The organism is Enterobacter asburiae (assembly GCF_024599655.1).
GTDB lineage: Bacteria > Pseudomonadota > Gammaproteobacteria > Enterobacterales > Enterobacteriaceae > Enterobacter > Enterobacter asburiae_D.
Genome location: NZ_CP102247.1, coordinates 1,914,320 through 1,926,985, shown reverse-complemented (window position 1 = coordinate 1,926,985; position 12,666 = coordinate 1,914,320). Strand labels below are relative to the sequence as shown.

General features: G+C 53.3%; 13 protein-coding genes. 6 read left to right on the top strand and 7 right to left on the bottom strand.

From position 1 onward, the window contains the following. Positions 1–59: 59 nt before the first annotated feature. The 3 genes from araH to araF form a co-directional block, all read right to left on the bottom strand. Positions 60–1,046 (bottom strand): L-arabinose ABC transporter permease AraH, encoded by a 987-nt coding sequence (araH, locus tag NQ230_RS09095; protein ID WP_023336141.1) that lies wholly within the window; start codon positions 1,044–1,046, stop codon positions 60–62. 14 nt (positions 1,047–1,060) lie between these two features. Further along, positions 1,061–2,575, bottom strand: a complete 1,515-nt coding sequence (gene araG, locus NQ230_RS09090) for an L-arabinose ABC transporter ATP-binding protein AraG (protein ID WP_121424244.1) — start codon at positions 2,573–2,575, stop codon at positions 1,061–1,063. Between the two features lie 71 nt (positions 2,576–2,646). Beyond that, positions 2,647–3,636 (bottom strand): arabinose ABC transporter substrate-binding protein AraF, encoded by a 990-nt coding sequence (araF, locus tag NQ230_RS09085; RefSeq protein WP_003859687.1) that lies wholly within the window; start codon positions 3,634–3,636, stop codon positions 2,647–2,649. Positions 3,637–4,414: 778 nt separating this feature from the next. On the opposite strand from araF, the gene NQ230_RS09080 reads away from it, so the two are divergent. Together NQ230_RS09080 and NQ230_RS09075 are read left to right on the top strand one after the other, a co-directional pair. Continuing rightward, the gene (locus NQ230_RS09080) at positions 4,415–4,918 is read left to right on the top strand and encodes a non-heme ferritin-like protein (protein WP_159514448.1); all 504 of its coding nucleotides are present in this window, start codon (positions 4,415–4,417) and stop codon (positions 4,916–4,918) included. 559 nt (positions 4,919–5,477) lie between these two features. Beyond that, positions 5,478–6,821 carry an anaerobic C4-dicarboxylate transporter gene (locus NQ230_RS09075; protein ID WP_063143674.1) on the top strand — a complete coding sequence of 448 codons (1,344 nt, stop codon included), beginning with the start codon at positions 5,478–5,480 and terminating at the stop codon, positions 6,819–6,821. A 42-nt stretch (positions 6,822–6,863) separates the two neighbouring features. Here the strand turns inward: NQ230_RS09075 and NQ230_RS09070 are convergent, their stop codons facing one another. After that, positions 6,864–7,115: a DUF2766 family protein gene (locus tag NQ230_RS09070; RefSeq protein ID WP_008500405.1), complete on the bottom strand. Its 252-nt coding sequence runs from the start codon at positions 7,113–7,115 to the stop codon at positions 6,864–6,866. A gap of 110 nt (positions 7,116–7,225) precedes the next feature. Continuing rightward, positions 7,226–7,309 (bottom strand): stress response protein AzuC, encoded by an 84-nt coding sequence (azuC, locus tag NQ230_RS09065; protein WP_014884364.1) that lies wholly within the window; start codon positions 7,307–7,309, stop codon positions 7,226–7,228. A gap of 234 nt (positions 7,310–7,543) precedes the next feature. On the opposite strand from azuC, the gene yecR reads away from it, so the two are divergent. Next, positions 7,544–7,882, top strand: a complete 339-nt coding sequence (gene yecR, locus NQ230_RS09060; protein WP_023336145.1) for a YecR family lipoprotein — start codon at positions 7,544–7,546, stop codon at positions 7,880–7,882. 204 nt (positions 7,883–8,086) lie between these two features. Beyond that, positions 8,087–8,584 (top strand): non-heme ferritin, encoded by a 498-nt coding sequence (gene ftnA / locus NQ230_RS09055; protein ID WP_023336146.1) that lies wholly within the window; start codon positions 8,087–8,089, stop codon positions 8,582–8,584. 36 nt (positions 8,585–8,620) lie between these two features. Here the strand turns inward: ftnA and NQ230_RS09050 are convergent, their stop codons facing one another. Continuing rightward, positions 8,621–8,962, bottom strand: a complete 342-nt coding sequence (locus tag NQ230_RS09050; RefSeq protein WP_159514449.1) for a PM0253 family protein — start codon at positions 8,960–8,962, stop codon at positions 8,621–8,623. Positions 8,963–9,191: 229 nt separating this feature from the next. Between NQ230_RS09050 and tyrP the strand changes: the two genes are divergently transcribed. Further along, positions 9,192–10,403 carry a tyrosine transporter TyrP gene (gene tyrP, locus NQ230_RS09045; RefSeq protein WP_048979950.1) on the top strand — a complete coding sequence of 404 codons (1,212 nt, stop codon included), beginning with the start codon at positions 9,192–9,194 and terminating at the stop codon, positions 10,401–10,403. Between the two features lie 34 nt (positions 10,404–10,437). Here the strand turns inward: tyrP and NQ230_RS09040 are convergent, their stop codons facing one another. After that, on the bottom strand, positions 10,438–11,106 hold the full coding sequence (locus tag NQ230_RS09040) for a YecA/YgfB family protein (protein WP_023336148.1): 669 nt from the start codon (positions 11,104–11,106) through the stop codon (positions 10,438–10,440). Positions 11,107–11,531: 425 nt separating this feature from the next. Between NQ230_RS09040 and NQ230_RS09035 the strand changes: the two genes are divergently transcribed. Continuing rightward, a complete protein-coding gene (locus NQ230_RS09035) occupies positions 11,532–12,653 on the top strand; it encodes a branched-chain amino acid ABC transporter substrate-binding protein (RefSeq protein ID WP_121424250.1) in 1,122 nt (373 codons plus the stop codon). The last annotated feature ends 13 nt before the right edge of the window (positions 12,654–12,666 follow it).

The window sequence follows — 12,666 nt, the reverse complement described above, 5'->3', positions numbered from 1 at the left end:
GGGGCGGTTCAGGGGTCAACTAAGGTTATTAGTTGTGCAATAAAAATACAGCGCTGGAGTTACACGGTACGCTTCGCTTTTTGCTTGTAACGGTCGAAAATCACGGCTGCCAGCAGGATCAGACCACGCACGACGTACTGCGAGAACGGCGAAATATTCAGCAGGTTCATGGCGTTCTCTACAGTGCCTAAAATCAGGATACCGGCCACCACATATGAGATTTTTCCGATGCCGCCCTTGAGGGAAACGCCCCCTAAAACGCAGGCCGAAATGACGATCAACTCGTAACCGATAGAGGTCATCGGCTGGCCGCTGGTCATACGCGAGGCCAGAATAATTCCCGCGGCGGCAGAAACCAGCCCTGAGAGCACAAAGATAATAATCTTGGTTCGCACCACCGGCACCCCGGCCAGGCGAGCGGCCTCTTCGTTACCGCCAATCGCCAGCGTATTGCGGCCAAAGGTGGTCCGGTTGAGCAGGAAGCCGAACAGGATCAGGCAGGCCACGGTCAGCCAGATTGGCGCGGGCAGCCCCAGCCAGTTGGCGTAACCCAGCGTAAAGAAGCGCTCGTCTTCAATGCCCACGGCTTTACCGTCGGAGATGATGTAGGCCAGCCCGCGGACAATTTGCATCGTCGCGAGCGTCGTGATCAGGGCGTTAATCTTCAGGCGGGCGATAACAAAACCGTTCACCAGACCGCTGATGACGCCGAGCAGCAGACCGGCCAGAACGCCAATCCACAGGCTCTCCGTCATGTTGATCACCACTGCCGTCGTGACGCCCGCACAGGCAATCACCGACGCCACCGACAGGTCAAAATCGCCAGAGGCCAGACAGAACAGCATCCCGCAGGCCACCATCCCGGACATGGAAATGGCCAGCCCCAGCCCCTTCATATTAATGAAGGTGGCAAAATTAGGGACAAAGATCGCGCAGGCAAGGAACAGTGCGGCAAAGACCACCAGCATGCCGTACTGATCCCAGATACGTCCAAAACTCAGCGCCGACTTCGACTTCGGCACTCCGGATGTAGTAACAGAGGACATCATTAACTCCTTACTCAGGCGACAGCCTGGCTGACTTTAGGCATGGCGAGGTTCAACGCCTGTTGTTCATTCGCCTGTTCATGAAGTAATTCACCGGCAATTTCGCCTTCACGCATCACCACAATGCGGTCGGCCACGCCAAGCACCTCCGGCAGATCGCTGGAGGCGAAGAGAACCGCCACGCCGCGCTTTGCCAGCTCATAGATCACGTTATAAATCTCGTGTTTTGCCCCCACATCGATACCGCGCGTCGGCTCGTCCAGCAAAATGACCTTCATATCTTCTGACAGCCAGCGGCCTAAAATCGCCTTCTGCTGGTTTCCGCCTGACAGATTCATGATCAGCTGTTCCGGACCCGGCGTTTTGATATTCAGCGAGCGAATATGGTGGTCGGCGTTGCTCGACTCCCAGCCATCGTTTATCAGACAGCCTGCGCGAATAAACTTGCGGCGGGCGGAAATATTGATGTTGTCGCGTACCGAATGCACCGGAATAATCCCCTCTGCTTTACGATCTTCCGGGCAGAGCATCATCCCCGCCCTGATTGCGTGGGCCGGTTTCTGGATATCGACCCGCTCGCCGTCAATGGAGACCTGCCCATCGGTAATGCGGGTACCGCCGAACAGCCCTTTCATCAATTCGCTGCGCCCTGCCCCTACCAGACCAAACAGGCCGACGATTTCGCCGCTGCGTACGGATAACGAAACGGGCGTGCGCACGCCCGGCGCTTTGACGTTGTCCAGGCGCAGGCGCTCAGGGCCGTACTCCCGGGGTTTCCAGTGATAGATATCACCCAGGTCGCGGCCAACCATCGCCTGAACCAGCTGGTCATGGTTAACCTGCGCCATGTCGGTAAAGGTGCGCACATAGCGCCCATCTTTAAAGACGGTGATGGCGTCGCTCAGGGCAAATATCTCTTCCATGCGGTGTGAGACATACAAAATCGTACGCCCTTCCTGACGCAGTTCGCGGATCACGCGGAACAGATTGTCGATTTCACGCGCAGAGAGCGAACTGGTGGGCTCATCGAAGGCAATAATTCTGGCGTTACGCGCCAGCGCTTTGGCAATTTCCACCATCTGCCACTGGCCGATGGAGAGATATTTCAGCGGCGTCTGGGGATCGACGTCCAGACCCAGGTGTTTAAGCTGCAGCCCCGCTTCATAATTAAGTAGCGAACGATTTACCACGCCGCCTTTGTGCGGGAGCTGTCCTAAATAGATGTTTTCCGCCACGGTCATCTCAGGTATGAGGTGCAGCTCCTGGTAGATGATCGCCACCCCGGCATTGAGCGCCGCCGTGGTATCGGCAAACGCCACCTCTTCGCCGCGAATGGCCAGCGTGCCGGTCGTGGGCGCGTAGTTGCCGCTGAGGATCTTCAACAGCGTGGATTTTCCCGCGCCGTTTTCCCCCATCAGGGCGTGAACCTGGCCGGCATAGCAGTCGAAGCTGATATCGGTCAGCGCGTTAACACCGGGGAAGGTTTTCCCGATGCCGCGAAAAGAGAGATACGGATCAGACTGTCGCATAACGTCTCCGTGATTCCTGTAGTGTGTACGTCTGGCCCCTCACGGTGCGTGAGGGGCACAATCACAGCGTATTACTTACCGCCCAGTCCTTTTTTCGCCAGCTCCTCTTTGAAGTTGTCGCGGGTAATCAGCACCACGTCGGTCACTTCGGTAAATTTCGGCGGTTCAGCCCCTTTGGTTACCCAGTTGTAGAGCATCTCACTGGATTTGTAGCCGTGAACGTCCGGACTTGGCAGCAGAGAGCCGTAGAAGCCGGTCGCCTGCGCTTTGGACAGCTCGCTGACGGCGTCAACGCCGTTGATGCCAATCCCGATCACGTCAGGCGCTTTGAAGCCCTGGCCTTCCGTCGCGCGTACCCCACCCAGCACGGTGTTGTCGTTCATGCCGACCACCAGCCAGTGTTTGACCTCCGGATGCTGGACCAGCATAGAGTTCGCGGCGTCGAAAGCGCCCGGGATATCGTTAGATTTGGTTGGGACTTTGTAGATCTGTTTTTCCGGGAAACCGGCCGCCTTCAGCGCGTCCATTGAACCGGTAGTACGACGGCGTGCCGTATCCAGTTCGTCTGCCGTGATGGCCATCACCGCGGTCTCTTTGACATCCCAGCCGCGTTTTTGCATCTCTTTATAGAGTTCCTGGCCCTGGCGTTCGCCGATTTTGGTCGCCGCCATCATGACCAGCGGGACGGTGTCCATCGGCTTGCCTTTGGCGTTAACGAACTGATCGTCAACCGCGATGACCTTCATATCGTACCCGCGCGCTTTCGCCGCAATTGCCGATCCCAGCTTTGGATCCGGGGTACAGATAACGAAACCTTTTGCACCGCTGGCCGCCAGGCTGTCGATGGCGTTCAGGGTTTTTTCACCGTCAGGCACGGCGATTTTAATCACTTCAAAACCTAAATCTTTCCCGGCTTTATCGGCGAATTTCCACTCAGTCTGGAACCAGGGCTCTTCGGGCTGTTTTACCAGAAAACCGAGTTTTAAATTCTCAGCGATAGCGGATTGTGACATAACGGCAGCCAGACCGATGGCCGCCAGCGCTTTAGTAAATTTGTGCATGGTAAACTCCAGCTTTAGCATTCTTTTCTGTAGGGAATAAGTGCGTGCTTCTTATTTAATCGGACTTAAAACAAGGCATTAGCGCTTACCTCGTCATAAGCGTTATTGCTGGTGATAGTTTTAGCGGGAAATTAATCATCCATAAGAGAGCCCCATCACACCGCAGAATTACAGTAATTGCGTACATAAATTCAGCGAAAAATGACATAAAAAAGGCAGGATTTGTCAGACAAATGAAAGTGGGTTAAGCAGAATTATCCATAAGATTAGCTAAGATATCCCTGATGCCCCTCAGCGGGCAAAACGCCACCTGGCGTTAAAGGGGTTCAACATGTTTTTCATCAAAAATGCACCAGGCACCTGGAAAAACGTTATTCAGCAGAATTTGATTTAACGCAATTTTATTAGCACATCATATATTCGAAACGATTAATCCGTATTTCTCATTTTCACGGAGCATTATTCCAACTTAATATTTTCGAAAGAGTAACAGTGTGTCACCTTAATAAAAATCGTTAATTATTAGAGCATTAACCAAGATTCAATTCATGGCGAGCTAATTGCATTTCTGTACTATATTAAACTTTGTAATGTATGGTAAACACAGCCTAATTAAGAGTTTTCTTAGACCATAGACAAGGGTATGCTTATTTATATCGAACACAGGAAGTGAATTTCGGTCACGGCAGAATGTGTATTTCTGCTCTTTTCTTCGTATTTGCCTGGCCCTCAGGTTAAGCAACGGACATCACGTCCCACAGTCAATAAGGATATGAGTATGGCTACCCAAACGATGATGCAAAAACTTAACGCGCAGATGAACCTTGAGTTCTACGCCTCGAATCTGCACCTTCACTTAAGCGCGTGGTGTGCCGAGAATAGCCTCACGGGATCTGCGACATTCTTTCGCTCTCAGGCGCAAAGTAACGTCACCCATATGATGCGTGTCTTTAACTTCCTGAAAGCCGCGGGGGCAAATCCTGTCGTTAAAGCCCTTGATGGGATCAATGAGAACTTCTCTTGCCTGGAAGAACTGTTTCAGAAAACGCTTGAAGAGTATGAACAACGCTGCAGCACTCTCAGCAAGCTGGCCGATGAAGCCAAAGCGCAGCAGGACATTACGACGCTCAAATTCTTACGTGATATGGACAAAGAGCAGCAGCAGGATGGCATGCTGCTGAAGACGCTGGCGGATGAGATCCATAATGCGCAGCAGGCGGGTTTATGTCCTGAGCAAACTGACCGCCACCTGCTCGACATTGTGGCGGTGCAGCACCACTGAGTTTTTTAATCTGCTCCTACGCAGGTTAAGGCACGAAATAATCCCCTCGCCCCTCTGGGGAGAGGGTTAGGGTGAGGGGAACATACGGCTGTAGTGGTCATTCCGTTCACTTTATGTTCCTTGCTACTCTGTAACGACATGACCGGTGAACGTGCCAGGGTGGCTCAATCGCCACCACCCTGGCAACCCGGGCTCCCGGCGGTAAATCGCCGCTTCGCGGTACCCTCAGCTTATTCCTTCAGGCTATCGGGTCGGGCATGAGCCTGCATCCCTGCAGGCCACGCCCTCTCGGCGCATCCCTGCGCCTCGACCCGGCCTTACGGAAACGCTTCGGCGATTTACAGCCGGACCAGGGCTGTCGCTGTTAGTTTTTAATATTATTAAAACACTTTGAATAGCTGTTGAATGTGGATTTACGTCCCATACGAGATAAAGTCTGCTTCCTATCTCCAACCTTCTGCTTTTGCTGAAATTTAACAAATCAGATCTGGCTCCCAATGATTAACCACACAACGTGTGATGATTTATTTAGTTACATAATCATTGACGAGGGAGCATCATGATCACCATTGAGTTTGTTGTTATTCTCCTCTGCCTGCTGACGGGTACGCGTTTCGGCGGTATGGGGCTTGGGTTAATCAGCGGTATTGGTCTTTTTATTTTATGTTTTGTCTTTGGTCTGCAACCGGGTAAGCCGCCGGTAGACGTTATGCTGACCATTCTCGCGGTGATTGGTTGTGCGGCTACGCTACAGACTGCGGGCGGCCTCAACGTCATGATGCAGTTTGCTGAACGTCTGCTGCGCAAACACCCACAGCACATCACCCTGCTCGCCCCATTCACCACCTGGATGCTGACCTTTCTGTGCGGCACCGGGCACGTGGTCTACACCATGTTCCCCATCATTGCGGATATCGCCCTGAAAAAAGGGATCCGCCCCGAGCGCCCCATGGCCGTGGCATCGGTCGCGTCGCAGATGGCGATTACAGCCTCCCCCGTTTCCGTTGCCGTGGTGTCGCTGGTCTCCATCCTGGCGGCCCAGCATGGGATCGGCCACGCGTGGGGGATCCTGGAAATTCTTGCGGTGTCGGTTCCCGCTTCGCTTTTCGGCGTCGCTATTGCGGCCCTGTGGAGTTTACGCCGTGGTAAAGATCTGGCTGACGACATGGAGTTTCAGGAAAAGCTGAAAGATCCTAAACAGCGCGAGTTTATCTACGGTGGAACGGAGACGTTAATGAATCAGCGTTTCCCTAAACAGGCCTACTGGTCCACGTGGATTTTCTTTGCCGGTATTGCCGTGGTCGTTTTGCTGGGGGCGTTCCCTGACCTGCGCCCCGCCTTTGAGCTGAAAGGCAAAATGACGGCGCTGTCGATGAACCTTGTCATTCAGATGATGATGTTAATTGCGGGCGCCGTGATGCTGATGGCCTGTAAGGTCAACGCGTCGGCGATTTCCAACGGCGCGGTGTTCAAGGCCGGTATGGTGGCGATCTTCTCGGTGTTCGGCGTGGCGTGGATGAGCGATACCTTCTTCCAGGCGCATCTCGACGAGTTGAAGCTGGCGCTGGAAGGCGTGGTGAAAAGCCACCCGTGGACGTATGCCATTGTGCTGTTTCTGGTGTCAAAACTGGTGAACAGCCAGGCGGCTGCGCTGACGGCCGTTGCGCCTATGGGCCTGATGCTCGGCATCGACCCGAAAATGCTGATCGCCTTTTTCCCGGCGTCATACGGCTATTTTGTCCTGCCGACCTATCCAAGCGATTTGGCCTGCATCGGCTTTGACCGTTCAGGCACCACACGCATCGGCAAATTTATCATCAACCACAGCTTTATTCTGCCGGGGCTGATTGGGGTAAGCTGCGCGTGCGCGGCGAGCTATCTGCTAGTCCAGACGTTCTTCTAACCGCATCAAAGGGCGACACATGCCGTCGCCCATTTCCCTGCTTTAGTGGGACTCACCCTGCGGCGTGAATCGCAGCTCAATCAGCGCGATGGCTTTCTGGATCGCACGAAGCGTAACCGGGTCAGCGGCAGCAGGATGGCTGGCGAAATCGATGTTTTTCAGCTGCGTAGACATCTTCTCGCGCACTTCAACCGGCGCAATCACGTCCAGAACATCGAGGATTTGTTTGATAACCAGCTGACAGGCGACAACGTCAGAGACCAGTTCCTGATCGGCGCTCAGGTTTTGTGACATGGGGGCTTTCTCCTTATTTAAAGGCCGCCATAGTATCAAAACACCCCCCCTGACATCTTCCCTTCATCATCAGCAGGTACAAAAAAACCCGCCGAAGCAGGTTTTTTTTATCAGAACATGGCGCCCGGCGGCACGTCTTTGAACGTGCGGCAGTAATTGGCCCACATACTTTTCAGGATTTTGCGCAGTTTCACGATGATGCTCCATTAACTTGTTATACAACTTTATTATCAACGTGCCTATAATATGACCACCATCACAAAAATCAACACTTTTGTGACTCATATCACACTTTTCTTGCGGTATGGACTGAAAGCGCTCAACGCTGACCCGTTGCGAAGAGTGAGGGCAGATTGTTCGGCTATTCCAGGCATTGCAGCGGGCATCTGCGGGTACGATAACGTATTTCCATCCACTCAGAGCGAACCATGAAAAGAGTCATTGTAGCCGGCACAATCCTGCTGCTCGCGGGGTGTAGCATTAATCGCCAGGCTGAAGTTAGCAGCCTCGACGCGCCGAACGGCATCGTCCGCCTCGACTACGGCCAGGCAGCGCTGCAAAATGCGTATTCCGATGAGTATGTAAATAACGGCACGGCGGCAAAAGCGTGTCAGAGCATGGGGTATGCCACTGCCTCAGCCTATGGTCAGCCCATTAAAACCTGCACCCTGACGAGCGGCTCTTTGTGCCTGAACGAGAGCGTGACCATCCAGTATAAATGTATGGGTTACGCCGTTAATCCTAAGTCAAATAATCCGTGGTATTAATCGAAGCTGCCAGCGCGTGCTGGCAGTTTATTTCATTACGAACAAAAATAATTCTCATTAATAAGTTTTAAAAATTGCCAATGCGTTTTATTCCCATTCGTATTTTAAATAAATAAAATAAAAATTTTACGTTTTGCAAATAATTAAATAACAAATTATAGTGTCGCTCATTGTGAACCAGAAATAATAATCCGGAGCGTCACCATGCTGAAAACTGAAATGATCGACAAGCTCAACGCACAAATGAACCTTGAGCTTTTTTCATCCCTGCTCTACCAGCAGATGAGCGCCTGGTGCAGCTACCACAGCTTCGAAGGCGCTGCCGCGTTTCTGCGTCGTCACGCTCAGGAAGAGATGACCCACATGCAGCGTCTGTTTGATTATCTGACGGATACGGGCAGCCTGCCGCGCATTGAAACCGTGACGTCACCCTTTGCTGAGTATAATTCTCTCGATGAACTGTTCCGCGCTACCTATGAGCACGAGCAGCTGATCACGCAGAAAATTAACGAACTGGTTCATGCGGCGATGACCAGCCAGGATTATCCAACCTTTAATTTCCTGCAGTGGTACGTCGCTGAGCAACACGAAGAAGAGAAACTGTTTAAATCCGTGCTGGACAAATTATCTCTGGTGGGGAAATCCGGCGAAGGTCTTTACTTTATTGATAAAGAACTTTCCACTCTTGATACGCAGAATTAATTTCAGCGCGGTGCCGCTTTCCGGCACCGCGTTAATTTACATACAGCCCGCACAGCTGGTGCAGCGCCAGTCATGGGGATTCACGGCCTGGTAAAAATAGCGGTAGCTGGAGGTCTCCAGCGGAATGCCCACTTCGAAGAACATATCCGTTAACCACTCGACATTCTCAATAATCCACTCATCTTCCTGTAAGCCTTGTGCAAAGGTTTCGTCTTCAGGATCAATAACCGAATAGATTGCCCAAGTGCCCATATCCTTTTCGCGACGGGACTCGGGAAGTATCAGGGGTTGGTTCTGCCAGCTGATTATCCAGTGACCATGGCACAACAGGTTACCTCCCCGGCTCCATGCCGCGGTAAAGGGATTCTCCCCTGCCATAAAACCCTCACTTAATTTGATAATTTATATTTATTGTTTACGTTACGCCGGAATGTCGCGCAGCAACATTGCCCTTATGAAGTAGGCAGAAGCCTATAAAGGATCAGAGGGTCATTAATTCGTAAACCATTCATTACACTACTTGTAACGGTGATTTGACGAATTACGGCATTTCCCTTACTCTGCGCCGCAGATTTTGTCGCGGTTAAGCATCGTTGTAGAGGAAAGCGTGAGAAACAGAACCCTGGGAAGTATTTTTATCGTCGCCGGAACGACAATTGGGGCAGGAATGCTGGCAATGCCCCTGGCAGCCGCGGGTGTGGGATTTGGCATGACCCTGCTGCTGCTGGGCACGCTCTGGGCGCTGATGTGTTACACCGCACTGTTGCTGCTTGAGGTTTACCAGCACGTGCCCGCCGATACCGGTCTGGGTTCGCTTGCGGCGCGCTATCTGGGACGCTACGGCCAGTGGATAACCGGCTTTAGCATGATGTTCCTGATGTACGCCCTGACCGCCGCCTATATCAGCGGCGCCGGGGAGCTTATCGCCTCCAGCGTCAATGACTGGTTTGGCTCTGACATTACCCCTGCGACGGGGGCTATCTTCTTTGCGCTCATCGGCGGCGGCGTGGTCTGCGTGGGCACATCGCTGGTCGATCTGTTTAACCGTTTTCTGTTCAGCGCCAAAATTCTCTTCCTGATCGTCATGCTGGTGCTGCTGGCGCCGCACGTGCACAAGGTCAACCTGCTGACGCTGCCGCTGGAAAAAGGGCTAGCGCTCTCCGCGATCCCGGTTATTTTCACCTCGTTTGGCTTCCACGGCAGCGTGCCGAGCATCGTCAGTTATATGAACGGCGATATCCGCAAGCTGCGCCGCGTCTTTGTTATCGGCAGCGCGATCCCGCTGATTGCCTATATTTTCTGGCAGCTGGTGACGCTGGGCAGCATTGACTCTTCAACCTTTATTGGGCTGATGGCGCAACACGCTGGCCTGAACGGTTTTCTGCTAGCACTGCGCGAGGTCGTAACCTCCCCGCACGTGGAGCTGGCGGTACACCTGTTTGCCGACCTGGCGCTGGCAACCTCGTTCCTGGGCGTGGCGCTCGGCCTGTTTGATTACCTGGCCGACCTGTTCCAGCGTCGCAATACCGCGGCCGGACGGTTACAGACGGGTGCAATCACCTTCCTGCCGCCGCTGGCGTTCGCGCTGTTTTACCCACGCGGATTTGTGATGGCGCTGGGGTACGCAGGGGTAGCGCTGTCGATCCTTGCCCTTCTCCTCCCTTCCCTGCTGGCATGGAAGAGCCGCCAGCAGCATCCTCAGCAGGGATATCGCGTGGCGGGCGGAAAACCGCTGCTGTGCGTTGTTTTTGGCTGTGGGGTGGTGATTATTCTGGTGCAGGTATTGATTGCAGCCGGGATGCTGCCGGAAGTGGGTTAAATAAAAAAGGGGCTATCATCAGCCCCTTTTTTTATCAGTGCAAACAGCAGCTCTTAAACTTCTTCCCGCTGCCGCAAGGACACGGATCGTTACGCCCGACCTTCGTGCCGTTCACCGTCGGTTTCTTCACTTCCGGCTGCTGCGGGTTGTTAACCCAGTATTGATATAAACGCAGCGCCGCAGGCTGGATGCTCTCGATGCTGGCGATATACTCCTCTTCGGACAGTTCATCCAGCTTTTCGCTGTTCTCTTCCGTCCCGTGCAGAGCAATTACCTCAAGATCGGCTTTCAGGGCTTCCGGCAAGGCTGACCAGTCCGTCAGCGCCACGCCGCGCATATAGCCATAGCACCACTCTTCCACTACGGTATAGCTCTCGCCGTCAACGTCGTTATAACCGAACATCGGTTCAAACTGATCCGGGTACTCGCTCAGGCGCTCGGCAATATCGTTCATATGCTTAAAGCAGAGATCGATAAAACGGTTCATCTCACGATCGTTTTTCCAGCGCGGAATATACTTTTCGCCACCCCACACCGCCACCAGCCAGGCATCTGGCTCAACGACAACAGGACCGGAAAGCACTGCGGTAAGCATGCCGTCCAGTTCGGACACGTCAATCACGGACGCGTCATCATGACCGTAAGACATTAACGTCTCTTCAAGCCATGCCATTTCGCTTTCATTCAATGGGCCTTCAGTCATCGCTGATACTCCTGCAAAAAAGGAAACGATCCTAACACATATCTCACGCCTCTCCGGGCTGAAGTTTAGGTCTTTATTGCTGCAAAAACGTGCAAATCGTGACCTTTGCACAACTTATGGGCTTTATTGTTAACGATATGTGATCTCCGCTGTAATTTCTTCTCCTCCCGCAAGGCGGCATAACGCGGCGCTCTATACTCAAACATGTCGCATGCTGGTCAATGGGTTAACCATTCTGGCAACGTTTTTGCTTAACGTTCTTCGCGCGTCCCTGCGCAGGGAAATCTCGCCGTAATATGCAGGATGCCGTCTGTATCTTGTTCGTTTAGTGCATTTTGTTCTTGCTCGTGTTTCGGATTGGCTGCGCCGTCGGGCGTTCGGGTTTACGCCGTGGTGCAAAAACCTCTTTGCTAAGGAACATAATAATGTCGCTGAAATTTATCAGAACTCCTCTTTCTCTTGTGTTGGCCGGTTGCCTGGTGACGGCGTTTTCCGCCCGGGCAGATATTGTGATTGGCGTGGCCGGACCGTTCACGGGTCCGAACGCCACCTATGGCGATCAGTACTGGCACGGCGCAACGCAGGCCGCTGAAGACATTAATGCCACAGGCGGCATTAACGGTGAGAAAATCAAACTGGTTCAGGGGGATGATGCCTGCGAGCCCAAGCAGGCCGTGGCCGTCGCCAACCGTTTAGTTGACCAGGATAAAGTCAACGCCGTGGTCGGCCATTTCTGCTCCTCTTCCACCATGCCCGCATCCGAGGTGTATAGCGACGCAGGCATTATTGCGATTACCCCCGGCTCAACTAACCCGCTGATCACCGAACGCGGCATGAGCGATATGTTCCGCATGTGCGGCCGCGACGACCAGCAGGGTCAGGTTGCCAGCGACTTCATCATCGACAAGCTGAAAGCCAAACGTGTGGTGATCATTCACGACAAAGACACCTATGGTCAGGGTCTGGCTGACGCCACCAAAGCGGCACTGGCGAAACGCGGGGTTCAGGATGTGATGTATGAGGGGTTATCCCGCGGTGAAAAAGACTTTAACGCGCTGGTCACCAAGATCGGCGCGCAAAAACCGGACGTCGTGTTCTTCGGTGGCTGTCACCCGGAAGCCGGCCCGCTGGTTCGCCAGATGCGTGAGCAGGGCGTACAGGCAAAATTCTTCTCCGGGGACTGTATTGTCAACGAGGAGATGGTGACCGCCGCGGGTGGCCCGCAATACACCAACGGCATTTACATGACCTTCGGTAAAGATCCGCGCCTTATCCCGGACGGTAAAGCGGTTATCGAGAAGTTCCGCGCTGGTAAATTCGAACCGGAAGGTTACACCCTTTACTCCTATGCCTCCGTCCAGGCCATTGCCGCAGCCTTCAAGGCCACTGGTGGCAAGGACTCCGCCAAAGCCAGCGAGTGGCTGAAAGCCAATTCCGTCGACACGGTGATGGGCAAAAAAGCCTGGGACAGCAAAGGCGATCTGAAAGTGTCTGACTACGTGGTTTACCAGTGGGACGACAAAGGAAAATATAAGGAAGTGCAGTAACGGGACGGAGTCA